This window comes from Streptomyces silvisoli (assembly GCF_029269905.1).
Lineage (GTDB): Bacteria > Actinomycetota > Actinomycetes > Streptomycetales > Streptomycetaceae > Streptantibioticus_A > Streptantibioticus_A silvisoli_A.
The window spans coordinates 85,163-107,876 of sequence record NZ_JARJBC010000023.1 but is presented as its reverse complement, the minus strand read 5'-3'; the positions used below and the strand labels follow the sequence as shown (position 1 = coordinate 107,876).

Here is a 22,714-nt window from a genome sequence, read left to right as displayed (position 1 = left end):
CAGCAAGCGAAATGCGCCAGGAAGGTCACCCTTACCGACGTAACATGGGCCGCGGTACCGGCGGTAAGGCAGTGATCCTTCGTCCGCGAGCCGCCGCCTCGAAGGAGGTCCAGTTCAGTGACCAGCCAGGTCAGTAGCCCGGCCGAGCCGCCGGCGCTCGGTGAGCAGCGCAAGCCAGGCAAGGAGATCAGGCGCCTGGACCGGGTGATCGTCCGGTTCGCGGGTGATTCCGGGGACGGCATGCAGCTCACCGGTGACCGCTTCACCTCCGAGACGGCCTCGTTCGGCAATGACCTGTCGACGCTGCCGAACTTCCCGGCCGAGATCAGGGCGCCCGCCGGGACGCTGCCGGGTGTCTCGTCGTTCCAGGTGCACTTCGCCGACCACGACATCCTCACCCCGGGCGACCGCCCGGACGTGCTGGTCGCGATGAACCCGGCGGCGTTGAAGGCCAATGTGGCCGACCTGCCGCGCGGCGCGGAGATCATCGTGAACACCGACGAGTTCACCAAGCGCGCGATGGCCAAGGTCGGCTACACCACCTCCCCGCTGGAGGACGGCGCCCTGCAGGCCTACAACGTCCACCCGGTTCCGTTGACCACCATGACGGTGGAGGCGCTCAAGGACTTCGGGCTGACCCGAAAGGAGGCCGAGCGCAGCAAGAACATGTTCGCGCTCGGGCTGCTGTCGTGGATGTACCACCGTCCCACGGCCGGAACCGAGACGTTCTTGCGCACGAAATTCGCCAGGAAGCCGGAACTGGCCGAGGCGAACATCACCGCGTTCCGCGCGGGCTGGAACTTCGGCGAGACCACCGAGGACTTCGCGGTCACCTACGAGGTGGCGCCCGCCCAGGCCGCGTTCGCGCCGGGGGTGTACCGCAACATCTCCGGGAACCTGGCGCTGGCCTACGGCCTGGTCGCCGCCTCGCAGCAGGCCGACCTGCCGCTGTTCCTCGGCTCGTACCCGATCACCCCGGCCAGCGACATCCTGCACGAGCTGTCCAAGCACAAGAACTTCGGTGTGCGCACCTTCCAGGCCGAGGACGAGATCGCGGGCATCGGCGCCGCCCTCGGCGCGGCCTTCGGCGGCTCGCTGGCGGTCACCACCACCTCCGGCCCCGGTGTCGCGCTCAAGAGCGAGACCATCGGGTTGGCCGTCTCCCTTGAGCTGCCGCTGCTGATCGTCGACATCCAGCGCGGCGGCCCGTCCACCGGCCTGCCCACCAAGACCGAGCAGGCCGACCTGCTCCAGGCCATGTACGGCCGCAACGGCGAGGCACCGGTCCCCATCATCGCGCCCGCCACCCCCGGCGACTGCTTCGACGCCGCCCTGGAAGCCGCCCGCATCGCACTGACCTACCGCACCCCGGTCTTCCTGCTCTCCGACGGCTACCTCGCCAACGGATCCGAGCCCTGGCGCGTCCCCGACGTCAGCGAACTGCCGGACCTGCGCGTCCAGTTCGCCACCACCCCCAACCACACCGACGCCGACGGCAACCAGCACTTCTGGCCCTACCTGCGCGACCCGCGCACCCTGGCCCGCCCCTGGGCCGTACCCGGCACACCCGGCCTTGAGCACCGCATCGGCGGCATCGAGAAACAAGACGGCACCGGCAACATCTCCTACGACCCGGCCAACCACGACCTGATGGTCCGCACCCGCCAGGCCAAGATCGACGGCATCGAGGTGCCCGACATCACGGTCGACGACCCCACCGGCACCGCCCGCACCCTGGTCATCGGCTGGGGCTCCACCTACGGCCCGATCACCGCGGCCGTGCGCCGCACCCGGCAGACCGGCAGCCAGATCGCCCAGGCCCACCTACGCCACCTCAACCCCTTCCCCACCAACCTCGGCGAGGTCCTGGCCCGGTACCGCAACATCATCGTCCCGGAGATGAACCTCGGCCAGCTCGCCCACCTGCTGCGCGCCAGATACCTGGTCGACGCCGCCTGCCACACCCAGGTCACCGGCCTTCCGTTCAAGGCCGAACAACTCGCCGCCCGCCTCCAGGAGGCCGTGGCACAAGGCCTTACGAAGGAGGCCGCCGATGTCCGCTGACGCGCTCTCGCTGATCCCCAAAGCCGACGCCAAGCAGTCGATGAAGGACTTCAAGTCCGACCAGGAAGTCCGCTGGTGCCCCGGCTGCGGTGACTACGCCATCCTCGCCGCTGTCCAGGGCTTCCTGCCCGAACTCGGCCTGGCCCGCGAGAACATCGTCTTCATCTCCGGCATCGGCTGCTCCTCCCGCTTCCCCTACTACGTCAACACCTACGGGATGCACTCCATCCACGGCCGCGCCCCCGCCATCGCCACCGGACTGGCCACCACCCGACGCGACCTGTCCGTGTGGGTCGTCACCGGCGACGGCGACGCGCTGTCCATCGGCGGCAACCACCTCATCCACGCCCTACGCCGCAACGTCAACCTCAAAATCCTGCTCTTCAACAACCGCATCTACGGCCTGACCAAAGGCCAGTACTCCCCCACCTCAGAAGTCGGGAAGATCACCAAGTCCACCCCCATGGGCTCCCTCGACGCACCGTTCAACCCGGTCTCGCTGGCCCTCGGCGCCGAAGCCTCCTTCGTCGCCCGCACCATCGACTCCGACCGCAAACACCTCACCGAGGTCCTACGCCAAGCCGCCGCCCACCCCGGCACCGCCCTGGTCGAGATCTACCAGAACTGCAACATCTTCAACGACGGCGCCTTCGACGACCTCAAGGACAACAGCACCGCCCCAGAAACCCTCATCCGCCTCGAACACGGCCAACCCATCCGCTTCGGCGCCAACAACACCAAAGGCGTGGTACGCGACCCCGCCACCGGCGACCTGCACATCACCGAGGTCACCGGCAGCAACGAAACCGACATCCTCGTCCACGACGCCCACGCCACCACCCCCACCACCGCCTTCGCCCTGTCCCGACTCGCCGACCCGCAGACCCTGCACCACACCCCCATCGGCGTACTACGCAGCGTCCAACGCCCGGTCTACGACGACACCATGGCCGACCAGCTCGACACCGCCATCGAACACAAGGGCAAAGGCGACCTCGCCACCCTCCTCACCGGCAACGACACCTGGACCGTCACCGGCTGAACACGGGTATGACGCATCGCACGGGTGCCCGGTCGTCGCGTCTACAAGACACGGCGACCGGGCACCCGTATGTGTATGTCTATGGCCACCACTACCGAGACCTCCGCGCCCCGTGACAAGGTCAGCTACCGCGTCAAGCGACTGCTGCTCGGGCCGCCGCTGATCACCGAGCAGTTGTCAGAGGAGAAGCTCTCCAACCCGATCGCGCTCGGCGTGCTCGCGTCCGACTGCATGTCCTCCACCGCGTACGGCTCCGAGGAGATGCTGCGGATCCTGGTCCCGGTGATCGGAGTCGCGGCGTTCTCCATGCTGATGCCGCTCACCGGCGTCATCATCTTCGTCCTGTTGCTGCTGACCCTCTCCTACCGCGATGTGGTGACCGTCTACACCCGGGCGGGCGGCTCCTATGTCGTCGCACGGGAGAACTTCGGCCCGAACATCGCGCAGATCGCCGCCGTGGCGCTGCTGATCGACTACATCGTCACCGTCGCCGTGCAGACCGCGGCCGGAACCGACGCGATCATCTCGCTGGCCCACCTGATCGGCCATGGCTACACCGGGCTCGACCACTACAAGACGCCGATCAGCGTGGTGGTGGTACTGATCCTGATGTACGGGAACCTGCGCGGCATCCGCGAGGCGGGACGGGCGTTCGCCGCGCCCGCCTACCTGTTCATGTTCGCGGTCGCCATGATGCTGGTGGTGGGCGTGATCCGGTTCATGGCCGACGGCCATCTGCCGCACGCCAACCTCCACGCGCCCGGCGCCCTGCACCTGGGCACGCCGGGCAGCGGACTGCTGTACGGCGCGACGCTGTTCATCGTGCTGCGCGCGTTCGCCAACGGCGGTTCGTCACTGACCGGTCTTGAGGCGATCTCCAACGGCGTCTCGGCGTTCCGCGAGCCGCAGGGCGTCAACGCCCGCCGCACCCTGATCGCGATGAGCATCGCGCTGGCCATCATGGTCTTCGGGGTTTCCACCCTCGCGTACTTCACCCACGCCGTCCCCTACTCCGACGGCAACCCGACCGTCATCGCCCAGGAAGCGCACCTGCTGTTCGGCAACGGCTGGCTCGGTACCGTCGGCTTGATCTACGTGCAGTTGGCCACCGCGCTGATCCTCTACACCGGGGCCAACACCCCGTACACCGGCTTTCCGTTCCTGGCCAGCTTCGTGGCCGAAGACAGCTTCCTGCCACGTCAGTTCATGCGGCGCGGGCATCGACTGGCGTTCTCCAACGGGATCGTGGTGCTCACCGCACTGGCGCTGTCGCTGCTGATCGTCACCCGCGGCAACGTCGACAAGCTGGTGTCGCTGTACGCGATCGGTGTGTTCACCGGCTTCACCATGGCCGCCTCCGGACTGTTCGCCTACCACCTCAGGCGCCAGGAGTCCGGCCGCACCTGGAAGTTGGCGGTCAACCTGGCGGCGGCCATCGCCTCCGCACTGGTCGTGCTGATCTTCGCGATCACCAAGTTCACCGAGGGCGCCTGGCTGGTGGTGGTGCTCTTCCCGATCGGCGTGTGGGCGCTGATCCGCATCAACCGGCAGTACCGCGCCGAGGCGACAGCCATGGAGACCATGCCGGTACCGGGTGCCGACCGGCCGACCTGGCGGCGGCACATCGTCTATGTCCTGGTGGACAGCCTGGACCTGGCCACCCTCAAGGCACTGCGCTACGCGCACCGGCTACGTCCCGACGAGGTACGGGCGCTGCACTTCATGGTCGACGACAAGCACGCCCGGCAGCTGATGGACAACTGGGAGGACACCGCGGGCACCACGGTGCCGCTGGAGGTGGTGGCCTGCCCGGACCGGCGGCTGCGCCGCGCGGTGGCGGATCTGGCCGACCGCACCACCAGCGACGGCCAGACGGCGCTGACCCTGCTGCTGCCGCGGCGCACCTACGCCCCGGTGATCGGCAAGATCCTGCACCGGGGCACCGGTGACGCGCTGGCCAAGGCGGTCGAGGACCTGCCGAACGTGGCGGTCACGGTCCTTCCGTTCGACGTCGAACGGGCGGTCCGGACGCTGGAGGCCGGTCGCCCGCCCGCCCCGTAACAGCGTCATGGGGCGCGGTTGGTTCTGCACCGCCGGTCTCCGCCCTCGTGGTCGCTCACCGTCGCGGCGGATGTTCTTCTTCCGCCGCGACGGCGCGCAACCACGACGTGGCGGTCCGGCGGTGCCCAACCGGCCGCACCCGCGCCGGGATCACGCGGTGATGTCCCGGGTGGTGAACCGCGCCCACGCGGCGGAGCCGAAGACCGCCGCGTACAGGGCCTGGACTTCCAGGTTCTTCGCCAGGCCGTCCCACATCACCGGCGTGCGCAGCAGATCCGCGAAGCTCAGCCAGTAGTGCGAGAACAAGTACGGCTGGATGGCGTGCAGTTGCGGCACGCCATCCATGATCTGCACGGAGATCAGCACGCCGACCGTGCTGGCCATGGCGGCGATGCCGCTGTCCGTCAGCGTTGAGATGAACAGACCGAGCGCCGCGATGCCGACCAGCGACACGGCGACCACCCCCGCGATCACCGCCGCTCGCAACAGCCCGTCGGAGAACGAAACGGTGACCCCGGAGATCAGTGTGACATCGCCGAGCGGAAACAGCACCGCTCCCACCAGCAGCGCGGAGGCCGCCACCACCAGCGTGGCGACCAGGCAGAAGGCCATCACCGCGGCGTACTTGACCAACAGCAGCCGAGTCCGCCCGGCAGGAGCCACCAGCAGATAGCGCAGCGTCCCGGCGCCGGCCTCACCGGCGATCGCGTCGCCCGCGATGACGCCGATCGCCATCGGCAGGAAGAACGGCAGCGTCACCGCGAGCGCGGTGAACACCAGGAACAGGCCGTTGTTGGTGACCTCGGCGATGAACGCCGGTCCGCCCCCGCCGTGATCGCCGTGCGTCTGCAGTCTGACCGCGATGCCGACCAGCACCGGCACCGCCGCCAGCACTCCCAGCAGCACCAGGGTCCGCCAGCGGCGGAACACCGTACCCAGTTCGCTGCGCAGCAGCCCGAGCGTCCACAGCGGGCTCGGGGTGCGGACCAGCGGTTCAGCCAGCGACATCGAAGCCCTCCCCGGTCAGCGCCACGAAGGCGTCCTCCAGCGAGGCCCGCTGCCTGCCGAAGCCGCGCACCCGGACCCCGGCGGCCACCAGCGCCGCGTTCAGCACCGCCAAGTCCGGTGCGTCGTCGGGCAGTTCACCGCTGACCTCGTCGCCGTCCGCGGTCAGCACGGACAGCCCGTGCTCCTTCAGCACCCGTCCCGCCTCGGCCGGGTCGGGGGTGGTGACGGTCAGCCGGCCGCGTACGCCCGCGGACAGCTCGGCGACGGCGCCCTGGACGATCAGACGGCCACGGGACATCACCGCGGCGTGGGTGCACACCTGCTCGATCTCGTCCAGCAGGTGCGAGGAGAGGAACACCGTGGTGCCGTCCGCCGCCAACTCCCTGACCAGGCCGCGGATCTCCCGCATGCCCTGGGGGTCAAGGCCGTTGGTGGGCTCGTCCAGCACCAGCAGTTCACGCGGCTGGAGCAGCGCCGAGGCCAGGCCAAGGCGCTGCTTCATGCCGAGCGAGTACGCCCGCGCCTTCTTGCCCGCGGCGGCGGCCAGCCCGACCCGCTCCAGCGCCGCGTCCACCCGCGCCCCTCGGGTACGCGGGTCGGCCGTCGGATCGGCGGCGTCGAACCGTACGAGGTTGTCGCGGCCGGTGAGGAACGGATACAGCGCGGGTCCCTCGATCAGCGCGCCGACCCTGGGCAGCACCCGGCGAGCGGCCCGCGGCATCGGCTCGCCGAGCAGATAGCCGCCGCCCGAGGTGGGCTCGATCAGCCCCAGCAGCATGCGGATCGTGGTCGTCTTCCCCGAGCCGTTGGGACCGAGGAAGCCGAACACGCTGCCGCGCGGAACGGTCAACTCCAGCCCGTCGACGGCGAGCTGCCCGCCACGGAACCGTTTGGTCAGGCCGTGAGTGGCGATCGCGGCCTGGCGGGCGGGCGGCCCAGCCGCCCGCCCGTCGCCCGCCACCGCACTCAACGGAGGCGCTTCGCGCCGCTGTTCCACTAACCGGCCGCCGAATCGGCTGCCCGGACCAGCGCGTCCTGGTTGACGGCGCCCGCGAAGACCGCGCCCTTGTCGGTGATCAGCACGTTGACCAGCCGGGTGTTGATGACCGTGCCGGTGCCGAAGCCGCCCTTGACCTGGTGGCCGAAGGAGCCGAGCAGACCCTCGACACTCTGGCTCTGGCCGCCCTTGGCGCTGGGCAGTTGGCCGTTCGCGGACTTCAGCTCCGCGACGGAGCTCCAGTCCTTGCCGATCACGTTCAGGCCGGACAGGCCGCCGTGGCCCTGGGGTCCCTGGTTCTCACCGCTGTCCTTGCCCTCGGTGACCTTGGCACCCTTGGGCACCGAGAAGTCGAAGGTGCTGGCGGCGGGCTTGCCGAAGTCCACCTTGGTGTAGCCGATGTCCACCGCCGCGGCGCCGCCGCCCTTCGGGGTGAGGGTGAACTTCAGCGGTACGCCGTTGGCCGCGTCGACCGCCACCCGGATCGAGTCGACGGTGCTGTCCGCCTGCTTGGGCTTGATCAGCAGCTGGTAGGCCTGCTGGCCGGCCACCTCGGCGGTGCCGTCCACGCTGACCGAGGTGCTCGGGCCGACGTTCTTCAGCGCCTGCCTGACCGCTTCCTGCGGGGTGGCGGGGGCCTGCTCGGCCCGGTGCGAACGGGGGCCGTGCTTGGCGTTCTTGTCCGCTGTCTGGTGGTACACCGCGTTGCTGGCGCTGTCGTACGCCCACATCTGGTCGCCGTTGTGCACGACCGTGTACTCGGACGTGCTGTCGACGATCGACACCCGCTGGCGGTCCGGGCCGTCGGCCGCCACCCGCAGCGTGTGCGTACCCGAGAGCAGTTCGGTGAGCCTGGCCTGCGGATCGGCGGCCGAGCCGTCGCCGCCCTTGCCGCCACCGTGCTGGCCGAACGGTCCGGCACCGCCGGTCGCGCCGCCCATGGCGCCGCCGACCAGCCCCTGCGGCAGGCCGAGGTCGGTGGTGACCTGGACCGAGCCGGAGACCGTCTGGACCTTGGACGTCGCTATCTTGTCCAGCAGTTGCTCGGCGGTGATGTTCGGCAGAGAGGGACTGCCACCGGTGCTGGCCAGGGCGGTGCCCAGGCCGATCGTGGCCGCCGCCACGCCCGCGATGGCGACCGGCACGCCGTACCGGACCAGCTTGCGGGAGCGCGGGAAGCCGTCACCGCCGTCCCCCTCGAACCCTGCGTACCCTCCGAAGTCCCGTTCGGGCTGCGGCGGTTGGATCGGTGCCATTGCCTAGTACCTCCGTTGTTGGCGGCGGCCCGGCTCCTGGCACGCCGGACCGCGTTCGCACTCGTCCACCCTTCGGGCCCATTGTCACCCGAGCCCCCTGTGGATGGTGCTGTCAATCCCACCAAACAGAGGCGTGCCGCCACATCCGCCCACGGGATCAACCAGATGTACGCCCCGGGGATGACGGACCCTGACAGTCCCGCGGCTAGCCCGCCCGGTAGACCACCGCGTCGCACAGGGCGACCAGCGCCTGCTTCGCGGCACTCTCCGGAAGCGGGCCCAGCGCCGCGCGGGCCGCGTCGGCGTACCGCACGGTGTCCCTGCGCGCCTGTTCGAGAGCCGGGTGGGCGCGCAACAGCCGCAACGCCTCGGCGTGCCGCGCGTCGTCGCTGAGGTCGCCGTCCAGGAGTTCCACGAGCCGACGGTCCTCCGGCGACGCCGCGGCGCCGGCCCGCGCCACCTGGTCCCTCACGTGCAGCACCGGCAGCGTCGGGATGCCCTCGCGCAGATCGGTGCCCGGCGTCTTGCCGGATTCATGGGTGTCGCTGGCGATGTCCAGGACGTCGTCGGCCAGCTGGAACGCCACGCCCATCCGCTCGCCGTACTGGGTGAGGGTGTCCACCACCGACTCGGGGGCGCCGGACATCATCGCGCCGAACCGGGTGGAGACGGCGACCAGCGAACCGGTCTTCCCGGCGATGACGTCGAGGTAGTGCTCGATCGGGTCACGCCCGTCGCGCGGCCCGGCGGTCTCCAGGATCTGACCGGTGACCAGGCGCTCGAACGCCTCCGCCTGGATGCGCACCGCCTCCGGGCCGAGATCGGCCAGGGTGTGCGAGGCACGGGCGAACAGGAAGTCACCGGTGAGCACGGCGACGGAGTTGTCCCACCGGGCGTTGGCGCTCGGCACGCCCCGGCGGACGTTCGCCTCGTCCATCACGTCGTCGTGGTACAGGGTGGCGAGATGGGTGAGTTCCACGACCACCGCGGACGGGACCACACCCGGCGCGTGCGGGTCCCCGAACTGCGCTGCCAGCAGCACCAGCAGCGGTCGGAACCGCTTGCCGCCCGCCCGCACCAGATGCTGTGCCGCCTCGGTGATGAACGGTACGTCGCTCTTGGTGGCTTCCAGCAGGCCCTCCTCGACATCCGCAAGACCCGCGCGGATGTCGGTGTCGAGGACCTGGTCGCGCACGCTCAGCCCGAAGGGCCCGACGACGGTCACGAGGGGAACTCCTGTCGCTGATTCGGTCACGTGGCCTCAGTGCCATTGGTTGCAGCGTATCCGGTCGCCTGTGGATCACCATGGGCTGGTCCGGTTCGCCGCCATGTGGCCGTGGCCGATGACCTGCGTCTGCGACGCCTTTGCCCTCCTCCCGCCCTTTTCCGTCCCCTACGCGGAACCCGCTTCCCCACCGCACACTTCACGCCATTCCACGCCCTGGCAGGGGTTTCGTCACTTGGGGGGCAAGCCCCCAAGCCCCTGGGGGCGTCGGGCACTACGGCCGTCCCAGACCGCCGGTCCGCGCCATCGCGGTGACCCGCCGTCGCCGTCGCGGCGCGAACGGACGACCCCGAGCGCCGGCCCTACGCCGCCGCCCGAACCGCCTCCGCCACCCGGGGCGAAGCGAACGACGTACCGCACACGAACCGCATCAGCGGACCGAACGTCGCCGCCGACGGCAGACCGGTGAAGTACAGACCGGGCACGGAGGCCTGGAAGCCTCGGTCCAGCCAGGGGGAGCCGCCGCTGCGGGTCAGCCGGGCGCGCAGCTCAGGGCTGAGGAACCCGAGCGCGCCGAGGTCGACGCGGTAACCCGTGGCCGCCACCACATGGTCCGCCGCGAGCTGACCGGCGCGGCCCCCGGGCCCGCTGGTCGACAGCACGACGCGCCCCGCGTCGTCCACCCGTGCCCCGGTGAGCACTCTGCCCTGCAGCACCGGAACCCGCCCCGCGACCCGTTCCTTCAGCCACCACGCGCCACGCGGCCCCAGCACCTTCCGCACCAGCCACAGCCTGCTCTGCTCCGGCAGATAGCGGAACGCCGCCGGCCCCGGCACATTGCTGAACGCGTACAGCGACCAGGCCCGGCCGACCGGCGAGTCCGGCTTCCACTGCAGGCCGTCGCGCGGCGGCGCGCCGAACCCCACCGCCCCGGTGCGCCGCGCCACCACCCGTACCGACGCGCCCGCCTCGTGCAGCAGCGCCGCGCTCTCCAGCGCGGACTGCCCGGCGCCGACCACCAGCACCTCGCGGTCGGCGAACCGCGCGAAGTCGGTGTGCTGCGAGCTGTGCGAGACCGGTCCGGTCGCCGACGGCCCGTCCGGTGTCACCCCGCGCAGCAGCGACGGCACGTGTGCGAACCCGCTCAGCCCGCTGGCCACCACCACCGCGCTCGCCGCCAGTTCCTCGCCGGAGTCCAGCTTCAGCCGGAACTCACCGGCCCCCCGGTCCACCGAGACCACCTGGACCCGTTCCACCTCGGGCACCAGCCGCTCCTGGAACCACCTCCCGTAGCGCACGAAGAAGTCCAGGGTGACCAGGTCTCGCTCGGTGACCAGCCGCGGCTCCCCCACCGCGTCGCAGAAGTCCTGGATGGTGTGGCCGGGGTGCGGCGCCGAGATGGTCGACGCGCTCGGGGTCGATTTGAGCACCATGCGGGCCGGCATGGTGTCCGTCCAGTTCGACAGCGGGGTACCGAAGACCCGTACCGTGACGCCGCGCCCCTTCAGGTGCGCGGCGGTTGACAAGCCGTACGGCCCGGCACCGATCACCACCACAGGCTTCATATCTGATCCCTCCCGGAAACGGTCGTTCTACGGCCCTGCCACATCTGGAACAGGTGCTTCACGCCCGGCCGCACGAAGCGGGCGAGCATGGTGAAGAAGGGCTTGATGTCGTCGGGTGCCAGCCAGGCCAGTTCCGTGCCGTGCGCCCGGCGCGGTGCGTGCGGCGTGGTGTAGCCGCTGCGCCGGTAGACGAGCATCGCGGGCAGGTCGATGTTCTCGACCGTGAACCGCCGCCCGTTGAGCTGCTCGCCCTCCGGCACCCGCTGTCCGGTCAGGTCCAGGTGCTGGGCCCGGACCACGTCGATCCCGGCGGTGTTCTCGAACAGGCGGAACTGCGCGCCCATCCGGGGGTTGAAGTCCAGCAGCTTGTACCGCCCGTCGCGGCGGTCGTAGCGCCAGTCCAGGTCGACGATGCCCGAGAAGCCGATGTGCTTTATGAACTCACCGGCCAACGTGGTCAGTTCCGGGTTGGGCACCGCGTACGCGCATGCCGTCATGCCCGCGTGCGGGGGCCAGGAGCGCACCTTGACCCCGGTGAACAGGGTGCGCGCGGCGTGGTCCGCGTCCACGTAGGCGTGCACGATCCAGTCCTCGGCCTCCTCGCGCGGCAGGTACTCCTGGAGGATGACCCCGGGCCGTTCGCCCCAGCCGCGGGCCAGTGTCAGCAGCTCGCCCGGCCCGGCGATCCGGGTGGTGCCGGGCACCGCGGGGGACCGGCGGCGCTCGAAGGCCTCCCGGTTCTTGGCCACCACGGGGAACCGCGCGGTGGCGGCGAACTCCTCGATGTCGGCGTACGAGTCGGGGAAGGCGGACTTCGGCGCCGGTACCCCGTGGGTGACGCACAGTTCGTAGAGCCCCTGCTTGCTGGCGAGCCGCCGGGGCAGCCGCGGGTCGGTGCGCGGGAGGAGGAACTGATCGCCCAGCGCGTCGGCGTGCTCCGCGATCAGTACCGCCGCCTCCTCGTCGGTCGGCAGCAGCACGGTGGGCCTGCCGATCCGGCGTCCGATCCGCCGCAGCCCCTCGACCAGCCGGTCCGGGCGTTCCAGGCCGGTGGTCGGCCAGACGAACCCCTTGGTGAGATAACGCGAGGACGCTGCCGGGGTGAACCGGTCCTCGGTTATGGCGTACATCGGTACGCCAAGCCTGCCGAGGCTCCGGATGGCTCCAACGCCCCCGTGGTGCAGTGGATAGTTGCCGATTTTGACGATGAGGCCCGGGACGGACCTGTCCAGCGCGAACAACGGCATGCTCGCCACTTATCCCCCCTGGCCACGCAGAGTAAGGGCGTGCTCCCCCACCGTGGCGACCCGTCAGGACGCTACTGGCGAATTCACCCTCGCGGCAACCAGTTTCGGGATATTGCGATGCCTTTAGAGATCATTCCGCCGAGTACCAGCATGACCGGACATAGGCCCAGCAACCCGGCACACGCGCGTAGAACCACCGGGGAACTGTCCGTCCCCGCCCTCCGGTTGGCTGTTCACCGATAAACGTTCGAGAAGGAACTTTGGGCGGATTGAACACGCTTTGGGTGGTTTCCGTATGCCCAAGTGCACCCTCCGGACCATGGGCGCACCCGTGCCCGTGGATCTCCGGGGCGGGGGCACAACTGTCCCGCCGAGCGTAGGAGGGAGGTCATCATGAGCATCTTCGGACGGTTCGGGCGGCGGCACGGTGACGACGGCCACCGCAGGTTCGACCACCGAGGGCGCCACCACGGTCGTGGCCGGCGCTGCGGAGGCGGCGGCTGGTACTACTGACCGCGCCGCGAGGGGTTCCTCACCGCGGGGGTGGCGGCGCGCAGCCACCCCCGCGTAGCCCGTGACCGGACGCGGCTGAGGAGGCGACCGGGTTGGACACCGCACGGAAACGGTCCGTCACCACACCGGCCACCGCGGACGACCCGCTGGTGGCGCCGGCCCCCGCGGTCTCGCCGCGCGAGGTCTTCCGCCGCTTCTGGCCCTGGGTACGCACGGACCGCCGCTGGCTGCTGGCCGCTACGGCGCTGCTCGCCGCGGGGGCGGGCGGTGAGGTGGTCACCGTCTGGCTGTTCAAGGACCTGATCGACCAGGTGCTGGTGCCCAGGCGGTTCGCCGCGTTCTGGCCGCTGGCCGGATGGATGGCCGCCGTGGCCGCGCTGACCGGGCTGCTGACCTTCCTCGGCGACTACACCGCGACCTGGGTCGCGGAACGTTTCATCCTGCGGCTGCGCACCGCGTGCGTGGCCCATCTGCACACCCTGCCGCCGGACACGCTGCGCACCCGCTGGCACGGCGACGTACTGGCCCGGCTGACCTCCGACATCGAACGCGTCGAGTCCTTCGTCGCCTCCGGGGTGATCGACGTGGCCTCGGCGCTGATCAGCCTGGTGTTCTTCGCCACCGCGGCACTCTTCCTGAGCTGGCCCCTCGCGCTCGCGGTGTTCGTGGTCAGCCCGGTGTTCTGGCTCAGCGCACGGCACTTCGGCGGCCGGGTGCAGCGGCTGTCCCGGGAGGCGAGGCGGCGCGACGGCCGGGTCACCGCGGTGCTTGAGGAGAGCCTCGCCAACGCGTCCGTGGCGCACGCCTACAACCAGCAGCGGCGCGAGATCGGCCGGATCCGCCGGGAGGGCGAGGCGCTGCTGCGGGCCGAACTGGCCACCGCTCGGGTGGCCGCCGCGTACCCGGCGGTACTGGACGTGCTGGAGGTCCTCGGCGGCCTCACCGTGGTCGGGCTCGGTGCCTTCGAACTCAGCCGGGGCGCGCTCACCGTGGGCGGACTGCTCGCCTTCGCCGCGTTCCTCACCCAGTTGTTCGGTCCCATCCAGCAACTGTCCGGGCTGGCAACGGCGTTCGGCGCGGCGAGCGCAGGCGCGGAACGGATCATCGACCTGACCCGGCTGCGCTCCCCCGTCAACGACCGCCCGGCGGCGGCACCGTTGCGCGCGGTGCGGGGCGAGCTGAGCTGTACCGGGGTGCGGGCGTCGTACACCACGGGGGACGGGGCGCCGGTGCTGCGGGACGTGACGTTCCGGGTGGCGCCGGGTGGGGTGCTCGCCGTGACGGGGCCGAGCGGGGCGGGCAAGTCGACGCTGGCCAAGCTGTTGGTGCGGTTCATGGATCCGGACGCGGGCGCGGTGCTCCTGGACGGCGTCGACCTGCGGGACGCGACGCTGGTGTCCGTGCGGCAGGCGGTGACGCTGCTGCCGCAGGCCTCGCAGTTGTTCTCCGCGTCCATCCGCGACAACATCGCCTACGGCCGCCCGGACGCCACCGACGACGAGATCGTCCAGGCCGCCAGGGACGCCGACGCGGACGAATTCATCAGCGCCCTGCCGGACGGCTACCACTCGGTACTGGGCGAGCACGGCCTCCAGCTCTCCGGCGGCCAGATCCGCCGCGTCACCATCGCCCGCGCCTTCCTGCGGGCCACGCCGGTGCTGGTACTGGACGAGCCCACCGCGGGCCTCGACCACGCGGCGGCGCTCCGCGTCTTCGGGCCACTGCGCCGCCTGATGGCGGGCCGCACGACGGTACTGATCACCCACGCCCCCGAACTGGCCGCACTGGCCGACGCGGTGCTCCGGCTCAACGCCGACGGAACACCGGCGGACTCCCCACCAGCCGGACGTCGTACGGGGTGCTACGACGGTCCGGCGGCGCGAGCGGGACGCTGATCGGCACACAGGTGGCGGCGGTCGCTGCTACCTTGTCGTGTCCTGATCGACAGTGGAGGAGAAGGACGTGCGCAACGCAGCGCGGATCACGGGGGCGGCGATTGTGGCCGCCGTGCTGGTGAGTGGGTGCGGCAGCAGCAAGAACGACGGCAAGCAGTCGGACGCCACGCCTTCGGCGACCGCGTCCCAGGCCGCGCCGTCCGCCAGCGCGCCGGTGGTCAGGCTTGACGGGACGTGGGCCGGGGACAACGCGGACGGCGTGAAGTCGCTCACCGTCGTCGGCGACAAGGCGGCCATCGCGGGCAAGACGGTGTGCGCGGGCGCCACCGTGGTGGTCGGAGGGCAGACGCTGCTGCACCTCAAGTGCGCGGACCACAGCACCGATCACGCCAATGGCGTGGTGACGCCCGGCTCGGACGGCAAGACGCTCTCCGTCAACTGGGGTTCCAGCACGGACACGTTCAGCCGCACGGCGACCAAGCCGATCATCCCCAGCATCGACAAGCTGAAGCAGTAAGTCCTGCGGCAAGGACCGCCCGCGCGCCTCGGGTGTCGCGCGGGCGGCTGCGAACCGGGGAGCGGCCGGATCAGCGCCGGGCGACAGCCCATTGAGCCTTACCACTCGCTGCTACGCGCGCCTTCTGGCGTCTGCGGGCCTCACAGGCCGACCCGTCAGTGCAGACCACATCCGTGACCCGTTCGGCATCGCCCAACTCGTCAACCAGCACGCGACGCCTGCGACTGAGGGCAGCGAGGTCCATCAGGTCGTGGCAGCGGTCACAATGGTGTTGGGAGTAGCGGGACCTCACCACACGCTTCCGATCGGTAGGAGGCGTGATCCGGAACGTCACGTGCTTGCCGTTGCTACGGACGCCGAATACGAATTCGTCTCCCCGGTGCAGACTCAGCACCGCCGCCCGGTAGTTGCACCACGTGTACCACCCCCGCCAGGAGCGGCGCTCGTCGGCCGTCATCCGCAGCACCCTGATGGCTTTGGCCATGCCGATGACGGCATCTCTGGCCGCGACGAACTCGATTTCCGGCACGCCGTTGCGCATCAGCGTGTACAGGCGATCACTGGCCACTGACGCCCTCCCAGCACGGGCACTTGGCGCGAGCCTCGATCCATTTCGCCAACTGGGCCGCCGCCGCGACGTCCAGGCCGCCCAGCTCGAACCGTGATCCCCTGCCGCTGAGGACCTGGAACAAGGCCGGGGCCTGGATGCCGGTCATGGCGATGGCCTCACGCAACGCCCGCTTGGCCGCGACAGCCGCCTCGGCGGCGTCAGGTGTATGCGCGTCTGTGGACATACGTGCCCCCAACCCGATGGCATGGAGTGATCAACTGCACACATTGCGCGTCCAGTTGCTCGTAGGATGCGCCCTCAACGCGCGCCATGCAAGTGCATGAATGAAGCAAGTGCACTAACGAGTGACGCGAGTTGGAACGCGACTAGGTGGGAGACTGGGGATGGGAGCGCATCCGTAGGGGAGATAGGGGATCGCCAGTTGAGCAGCCCAACAGTGCTTCGGTTCGTGCTCGGTATCGAACTGCGCAAGCTTCGCGAAGCGAGCAAGCTGACGGGCCACCAGGTTGCCGCACGTCTGGGCTGGTCTCACTCGAAGGTGAGCCGGATCGAGAAGGGCGAGAGCCCACTCGCCGAAGTTGATGTGCCGCCGCTTCTGGCGCTGTACGGCGTCACGGATGCCGCTGAGGTCCGTCAGATCACCGCGCTGGCCCGACAGAGTCGCCAGCAAGGCTGGTGGCACTCCTACGGCGACGCTCTGCCGAACTGGTTTCGCGCATACGTGGGATTTGAAGCCGATGCGTCAGTAATTGAGACGTACGAGGCCGAGTTGATCCCAGGCCTGCTACAGACCGAGGAGTACGCGCGAGAGGTCATCCGCGCTATGAGCCCGGAACTCAACGCGGAAGACGCCGAGCGCCGCACCGCCGCTCGTCTGCAACGGCAAGAGATCCTGACGGGCAACACCCCGCCCCTGATCTGGGCAGTCCTGAACGAGTCAACGATCCGCAGAGTCGTCAGATCCTCGGCGACCATGCGCAGGCAACTCGCTCATCTGGTGACCGTTGCGGATACGTCCCCCAACGTCACCGTGCAGGTCCTCCCGTTCGACGCTGGCGCGCATGCCAGCATGGGGTACAGCTTCTCCATCATGTCCTTCGCTAGCCTGCCGATGAGCATCGTGTACTCGGAGGGCGCCACCAGCGCGACTTACATGGACAAAGACTCTGACGTAAGCCGTCATAAAGACATCTTCGGGCGACTCAAGAGAGCGGCGCTTCCGCCGGACCGGTCGGTTGCGCTGGTGAATCGAATTGCAGAGGAGCACAACGATGCGTGAAGTTGCGGATGGCCTGGCCTGGTTCAAGAGCACATACAGCAACGGTGCCGGCAACTGCGTTGAGATAGCCGCGACGACAGGCTCAGCCTATGTGCGTGACTCCAAGGACCCTCACGGGCCAGCACTCAGGTTCAGCGCTGACGCCTGGTTCTCCTTCGTCCAGGCCGTCAAGGACGACGAAATCGCCTGACACCGCACAGAAGCCCCCGCTTGCGGGGGCTTCTGTCGGCGAGACGCGGGCCGTTTACACCTACCGCACGAAGACGCTGGCCTTCCCCGCCAGGTCCAGGAAGTACTGCGGCGCCACGCCCAGCACGAGCGTCACCGCAGCGCCCACCGTGATGGCCGTGATGGTCAGGGGGCTCGGCACGGCCACCGAGGGTCCGCCCGGCTGCGGTTCGCTGAAGAACATCAGGACGATGACCCTGATGTAGAAGAACGCGGCGACCGCCGACGAGATCACACCGATGATCACCAGCGGTACCGCACCCGCCTGCGCCGCCGCCTTGAACACCGCGAACTTACCGGCGAAGCCGGACGTCAGCGGGATGCCCGCGAAGGCCAGCAGGAACACCGCGAAGACCGCGGCCACCAACGGGGAGCGGCGGCCCAGACCGGCCCACCGGGACAGGTGGGTCGCCTCGCCGCCCGCGTCCCGTACTAGCGTCACCACCGCGAAGGCGCCCAGCGTCACGAACGAGTACGCGGCCAGGTAGAACAGCACCGAGGAGACACCGTCCGGCGAGACCGCGATCACGCCCGCGAGGATGAAGCCGGCGTGGGCGATGGACGAGTACGCCAGCAGCCGCTTCACGTCCGTCTGGGTCACCGCGACCACCGCGCCGATGACCATCGTCGCGATGGCCACCCCCCACATCACCGGCCGCCAGTCCCAGCGCAGCCCCGGCAGCACCACGTACAGCAGCCGCAGCAGCGCGCCGAACGCGGCGACCTTCGTGGCGGCGGCCATGAAGCCGGTCACCGGGGTCGGCGCGCCCTGGTAGACGTCCGGCGTCCACATGTGGAACGGCACCGCCGCCACCTTGAACAGCAGGCCCACCACCACCATCGAACCGCCGATCAGCAACAGGGCGTCGTTCGCCGTGGTGTTGGCCAGCGCCGGGGTCATCCTGGCCGTGCCGTTGACCACGTCCGCGATCCCGCCGTACGAGATGGTCCCGGCGTACCCGTACAGCAGCGCCACGCCGAACAGCAGGATGGCCGAGGAGAACGCGCCCAGCAGGAAGTACTTGACCGCCGACTCCTGGGAGAGCAGACGGTGCCGCCGGGCCAGCGCGCACAGCAGGTACAGCGGCAGGGAGAACACCTCAAGCGAGACGAACAGGGTCAACAGGTCGTTCGCGGCAGGGAAGATCATCATGCCGCCCACCGCGAACAGCAGCAGCGGGAAGACCTCGGTGGTGGTGAACCCGGCCCGTACCGCACGCTTCTCCTGCTCACTGCCGGGCACCGTGGAGCCCTGGGCGGCGAAGGAGTCCACCCGTCGGCCGTGCGCCAGCGGATCGAGCCGGCGCTCCGCGAAGGTGAACGCGGCGACCAGTGCCACCAGCACGATGGTGCCCTGGAGGAACAGCGCTGGACCGTCCACCGCGACCGCCCCCATCGCCGCGATGTGCGACTTGGTGCTGGCGTAGCCGTCGGCGGCCAGGGCGACGATCGCCGCGAACGCCGCGGCGAGCCCGACCACCGAGACGCCCAACTGCGCGATGTAGCGGCTGCGTCGGGGCAGCAGGGCCTCGACCAGGACGCCGAGGACCGCCGCACCGAAGACGATCAGCACCGGTGAGAGCTGGGCGTACTCGATCTTCGGGGTCGGGATCCGGTCCAACGGCAGCGCGGGATCCGCCGCCGTTGTCCACAGGCTGTGGATGACACCCGTCACTTCGCGGTCTCCTTCGCTGCGGCGGTGAGCGACGCGTTGATCTGCGGCGCGGGATCGGTCCGGTGGACGTCGGAGAGGGTGTCCTTGACCGCCGGGTTGATCAGGTCGGTGACCGGTTTCGGATAGACCCCGAGGAGGACCAGCAACGCGATCAGCGGTGCCACCACGGCCAGTTCACGCGCCTTGAGGTCCTTCATGCCCTCGATGCCCGCCTTCACCGGGCCGGTCATGGTGCGCTGGTAGAGCACCAGCACGTACAGCGCCGCCAGCACGATGCCCAGCGTGGCGATCACCCCGGCCGCCGGATAGCGGCTGAAGGTGCCCACCAGCACCAGGAACTCGCTGACGAACGGCGCGAGTCCGGGCAGGGAGAGGGTGGCCAGGCCGCCCACCAGGAACGTGCCCGCCAGCAGCGGGGCCACCTTCTGCACCCCGCCGAAGTCGGAGATCAACCGCGAACCGCGCCGGGTGATCAGGAAGCCCGCGACCAGCAGCAACGCGGCCGTGGAGATGCCGTGGTTGACCATGTAGAGGGTGGCGCCGCCCTGGCCCTGGGAGGTCATCGCGAAGATGCCCAGGATGATGAAGCCGAAGTGTGAGATGGACGCGTAGGCGATCAGCCGCTTGATGTCCCGCTGGCCCACGGCGAGCAGCGCACCGTAGATGATCCCGATCACCGACAGCACCAGGATCACCGGGGTCGCCCACTTCGACGCCTCGGGGAACAGCTGGATGCAGTACCGCAGCATCGCGAAGGTGCCGACCTTGTCGACCACCGCGGTCAGCAGCACGGCGACCGGAGCGGTGGATTCGCCCATCGCGTTGGGCAGCCAGGTGTGCAGCGGCCACAGCGGCGCCTTGACGGCGAAGGCGAAGAAGAAGCCGAGGAAGATCCACCGCTCGGCGGTGGTGGACAGCCGGAGTTGGCCGCTGGCCCGCGCCTGGAGGATCTGCGGCAGCGAGAACGTGCCGTGGCCGCCGAGTTGGTGTGCGGTGACCGCGTACAGTCCGATCACCGCGGCCAGCATGATCAGCCCGCCTACCAGGTTGTAGAGCAGGAACTTCACCGCCGCGTAGGAGCGTTGTTTGGCCTGTTCGTCCTCGCCCTTCGCCCCCGCGCGGTCCCCGAAGCCGCCGATGAGGAAGTACATCGGGATCAGCATGGCTTCGAAGAAGATGTAGAAGAGGAAGACGTCGGTGGACTCGAACGAGATCACCACCATCGCCTCGACCAGCAGGATCAGCGCGAAGAACCCCTGTGTGGGGCGCCAGTTGCGGTTCGGGGTGTGTCCGTCCAGCACGTCGGCGTCATGCCAGCCCGCCAGCATCACGAACGGTACGAGCACCGCCGCCAACAGCACCAGCACCACGGCGATGCCGTCCACACCGAGTTCGTAGCGGACCCCGAAGTCCGCGATCCACGCGTGCGATTCGGTGAGTTGGTAGCGGGCGCCGCCCGGCGTGAACCGGGCCGCGTCCACCGCCGCCAGCACCAGGGTGGCCAGCGAGAAGCCGAGCGCCAGCCACTTGGCGGCGGTGCGCCGCCCGGCCGGTACCGCGGCGGTGGCGATCGCGCCGACCGCGGGGACCGCGGCGGTCACGGTGAGCAGGGGAAACGCCATGGCTATCAGACCGCCCTCATCAGCAGGGTCGCGGCAATCACGACCGCCGTACCACCGAGCATCGAGACCGCGTACGACCGGACGTAGCCGTTCTGCACCTGGCGCAGCCGGGCCGACAGTCCGCCGACCGAGGCGGCCGTGCCGTTGACCGCGCCGTCCACCAGCGAGTGGTCGAGGTAGACCAGGCTGCGGGTGAGGTGTTCACCGCCGCGCACCAGCACGACGTGGTTGAAGTCGTCCTGGAGCAGATCGCGCCGCGCCGCCCGGGTGAGCAGCGAACCGCGCGGCGCGGTGACCGGCACCGGCGCCCGCCCGTACTGCGCCCAGGCCAGCGCGGCACCGACGGCCAGCACCACCAGGGTGGCCGCGGTGACCTCCCAGGTGGAGACCGGCGAGTGCCCCTCGCTGTGCCCGGTCACCGGCTCAAGCCACTTCAGGAACGCCGAGTTGATGCTGAACAGCCCACCTGCGAGCACCGAGCCGACGGCGAGGACGACCATGGGGATGGTCATGGACTTCGGGGACTCGTGGGGATGCGGCAGCTCTCCCGGGTGCACCTCGATGCCCGGCTCGACGCTGGGCGCCTTGTCCGGGTCGGGCGCGGGCTGCCACCGCGGTTCGCCGAAGAACGTCATCACCATGACCCGGGTCATGTAGTACGCGGTGATGCCCGCGCCCAGCAGCGCGACCCCGCCGAGGATCCAGCCCTCGGTGCCGCCCTTGGCGAACGCCGCCTCGATGATCTTGTCCTTGGACCAGAAGCCGGACAGTCCGGGGAAGCCGATGATCGCCAGGTAGCCGAGGCCGAAGGTGACATAGGTGATCGGCATGTACTTGCGCAGCCCGCCGTACCTGCGCATGTCGACCTCGTCGTTCATCGCGTGCATCACGGAACCGGCGCCGAGGAACAGGCCCGCCTTGAAGAAGCCGTGGGTGACCAGGTGCATGATGGCGAAGACGTAGCCGATCGGGCCGAGTCCGGCGGCCAGCATCATGTAGCCGATCTGCGACATGGTCGATCCGGCCAGCGCCTTCTTGATGTCGTCCTTGGCGCAACCGACGATCGCACCGAACATCAACGTGACCGCGCCGACCACGCAGACCGCGAGCTGTGCCGTGGGCGCCGCGTTGAAGATGGCGCCGGAGCGGGTCACCAGGTAGACGCCCGCGGTGACCATGGTCGCCGCGTGGATCAGCGCCGAGACCGGCGTCGGGCCCTCCATCGCGTCCCCGAGCCAGGACTGCAGTGGCACCTGGGCCGACTTGCCGCACGCGCCGAGCAGCAGCAGCAGGCCGACGACGGTGAGCTTGGCCTGGCTGGCGCTGGCGGCGTGGGAGAACACCGGGGCGAAGGAGAAGGTGCCGAACGTGGTGAACAGCACCATGATCGCGATCGACAGACCCATGTCGCCGACCCGGTTGACGATGAACGCCTTCTTCGCCGCGGTCGCCGCGCTCGGCTTGTGCTGCCAGAAGCCGATCAGCAGGTACGAGGCGAGACCGACCCCCTCCCAACCCACGTACAGCAGCAGGTAGTTGTCGGCGAGCACCAGCAGCAGCATCGCCGCCAGGAAGAGGTTGAGGTAGCCGAAGAAGCGGCGGCGGTTCTCGTCGTGTGCCATGTAGCCGACCGAATAGATGTGGATCAGCGTGCCCACACCGGTGATCAGCAGCACGAACGTCATGGAGAGCTGGTCCAGTTGGAAGGCGACGTCCGCCCGGAAGCCACCGACCGGCACCCAGCTGAACAGGTGCGAGGTGAGGGTGCGCTGGCCGGTGGGCCTGCCCAGCATGTGGACGAACAGCGCCGCGCCGAGCGCGAAGGAGACCGCGGCCAGCAGGCAGCCGATCCAGTGGCCTACCCGATCGAGCCGACGCCCTCCGACGAGCAGTACGCCCGCGCCGAGAAGTGGAGCCCCGATGAGGGCTCCGATGAGGTGATCCACGTC

At 69.6% G+C, this 22,714-nt stretch carries 18 protein-coding genes; 7 read left to right on the top strand and 11 right to left on the bottom strand.

Annotated features, from left to right (window positions below; genetic code table 11):
* Positions 1-117: 117 nt before the first annotated feature.
* From P3G67_RS29105 to P3G67_RS29095, 3 genes are all read left to right on the top strand, one after another.
* Entirely contained in the window at positions 118-2,064 is a 1,947-nt protein-coding gene (locus P3G67_RS29105; protein ID WP_276096138.1) for a 2-oxoacid:acceptor oxidoreductase subunit alpha, read from the top strand.
* Positions 2,054-3,106 carry a 2-oxoacid:ferredoxin oxidoreductase subunit beta gene (locus tag P3G67_RS29100; RefSeq protein ID WP_276096137.1) on the top strand — a complete coding sequence of 351 codons (1,053 nt, stop codon included), beginning with the start codon at positions 2,054-2,056 and terminating at the stop codon, positions 3,104-3,106. Before P3G67_RS29105 ends, P3G67_RS29100 begins: the two co-directional genes overlap by 11 nt.
* Positions 3,107-3,187: 81 nt before the next feature.
* Entirely contained in the window at positions 3,188-5,167 is a 1,980-nt protein-coding gene (locus P3G67_RS29095) for an APC family permease (protein ID WP_276096136.1), read from the top strand.
* Positions 5,168-5,317: 150 nt separating this feature from the next.
* Here the strand turns inward: P3G67_RS29095 and P3G67_RS29090 are convergent, their stop codons facing one another.
* The 6 genes from P3G67_RS29090 to P3G67_RS29065 form a co-directional block, all read right to left on the bottom strand.
* Positions 5,318-6,175 (bottom strand): ABC transporter permease, encoded by an 858-nt coding sequence (locus tag P3G67_RS29090; protein WP_276096135.1) that lies wholly within the window; start codon positions 6,173-6,175, stop codon positions 5,318-5,320.
* A complete protein-coding gene (locus P3G67_RS29085) occupies positions 6,162-7,136 on the bottom strand; it encodes an ABC transporter ATP-binding protein (protein ID WP_276096158.1) in 975 nt (324 codons plus the stop codon). The genes P3G67_RS29090 and P3G67_RS29085 overlap by 14 nt, the downstream gene beginning before the upstream one ends.
* Before the next feature lie 35 nt (positions 7,137-7,171).
* On the bottom strand, positions 7,172-8,428 hold the full coding sequence (locus tag P3G67_RS29080; protein ID WP_276096134.1) for a LolA family protein: 1,257 nt from the start codon (positions 8,426-8,428) through the stop codon (positions 7,172-7,174).
* Positions 8,429-8,633: 205 nt separating this feature from the next.
* On the bottom strand, positions 8,634-9,653 hold the full coding sequence (locus tag P3G67_RS29075) for a polyprenyl synthetase family protein (protein ID WP_276096133.1): 1,020 nt from the start codon (positions 9,651-9,653) through the stop codon (positions 8,634-8,636).
* Between the two features lie 362 nt (positions 9,654-10,015).
* Complete coding sequence (locus P3G67_RS29070) at positions 10,016-11,218, bottom strand: FAD-dependent oxidoreductase (protein WP_276096132.1); 1,203 nt, start codon at positions 11,216-11,218, stop codon at positions 10,016-10,018.
* Entirely contained in the window at positions 11,215-12,465 is a 1,251-nt protein-coding gene (locus P3G67_RS29065; protein WP_276096157.1) for a carboxylate--amine ligase, read from the bottom strand. The genes P3G67_RS29070 and P3G67_RS29065 overlap by 4 nt, the downstream gene beginning before the upstream one ends.
* Positions 12,466-13,070: 605 nt before the next feature.
* Between P3G67_RS29065 and P3G67_RS29060 the strand changes: the two genes are divergently transcribed.
* Both P3G67_RS29060 and P3G67_RS29055 read left to right on the top strand, forming a co-directional pair.
* Positions 13,071-14,873, top strand: coding sequence for an ABC transporter ATP-binding protein (locus tag P3G67_RS29060; RefSeq protein ID WP_276096131.1), 1,803 nt, complete (start codon positions 13,071-13,073; stop codon positions 14,871-14,873).
* Positions 14,874-14,940: 67 nt separating this feature from the next.
* The gene (locus P3G67_RS29055) at positions 14,941-15,390 is read left to right on the top strand and encodes a hypothetical protein (RefSeq protein ID WP_276096130.1); all 450 of its coding nucleotides are present in this window, start codon (positions 14,941-14,943) and stop codon (positions 15,388-15,390) included.
* A gap of 70 nt (positions 15,391-15,460) precedes the next feature.
* Here the strand turns inward: P3G67_RS29055 and P3G67_RS29050 are convergent, their stop codons facing one another.
* Together P3G67_RS29050 and P3G67_RS29045 are read right to left on the bottom strand one after the other, a co-directional pair.
* Positions 15,461-15,958 (bottom strand): hypothetical protein, encoded by a 498-nt coding sequence (locus tag P3G67_RS29050; protein ID WP_276096129.1) that lies wholly within the window; start codon positions 15,956-15,958, stop codon positions 15,461-15,463.
* On the bottom strand, positions 15,948-16,184 hold the full coding sequence (locus P3G67_RS29045) for a hypothetical protein (protein ID WP_269853790.1): 237 nt from the start codon (positions 16,182-16,184) through the stop codon (positions 15,948-15,950). Before P3G67_RS29045 ends, P3G67_RS29050 begins: the two co-directional genes overlap by 11 nt.
* Positions 16,185-16,409: 225 nt before the next feature.
* Here P3G67_RS29045 and P3G67_RS29040 point away from each other — a divergent pair, with 225 nt between their 5' ends.
* Positions 16,410-17,240 (top strand): helix-turn-helix domain-containing protein, encoded by an 831-nt coding sequence (locus P3G67_RS29040; RefSeq protein ID WP_276096128.1) that lies wholly within the window; start codon positions 16,410-16,412, stop codon positions 17,238-17,240.
* Positions 17,233-17,430 (top strand): DUF397 domain-containing protein, encoded by a 198-nt coding sequence (locus P3G67_RS29035; protein WP_276096127.1) that lies wholly within the window; start codon positions 17,233-17,235, stop codon positions 17,428-17,430. The genes P3G67_RS29040 and P3G67_RS29035 overlap by 8 nt, the downstream gene beginning before the upstream one ends.
* A 60-nt stretch (positions 17,431-17,490) precedes the next feature.
* On the opposite strand, the gene nuoN is transcribed toward P3G67_RS29035, so the two are convergent.
* Genes nuoN through nuoL form a run of 3 tightly spaced genes read right to left on the bottom strand, consistent with a single transcriptional unit; the run spans position 17,491 to position 22,711 of the window.
* The gene (nuoN, locus tag P3G67_RS29030; RefSeq protein ID WP_269853793.1) at positions 17,491-19,143 is read right to left on the bottom strand and encodes an NADH-quinone oxidoreductase subunit NuoN; all 1,653 of its coding nucleotides are present in this window, start codon (positions 19,141-19,143) and stop codon (positions 17,491-17,493) included.
* Positions 19,140-20,765 carry an NADH-quinone oxidoreductase subunit M gene (locus P3G67_RS29025; protein WP_276096126.1) on the bottom strand — a complete coding sequence of 542 codons (1,626 nt, stop codon included), beginning with the start codon at positions 20,763-20,765 and terminating at the stop codon, positions 19,140-19,142. The genes nuoN and P3G67_RS29025 overlap by 4 nt, the downstream gene beginning before the upstream one ends.
* A 5-nt stretch (positions 20,766-20,770) precedes the next feature.
* A complete protein-coding gene (gene nuoL, locus P3G67_RS29020; RefSeq protein ID WP_276096125.1) occupies positions 20,771-22,711 on the bottom strand; it encodes an NADH-quinone oxidoreductase subunit L in 1,941 nt (646 codons plus the stop codon).
* Positions 22,712-22,714: the final 3 nt, after the last annotated feature.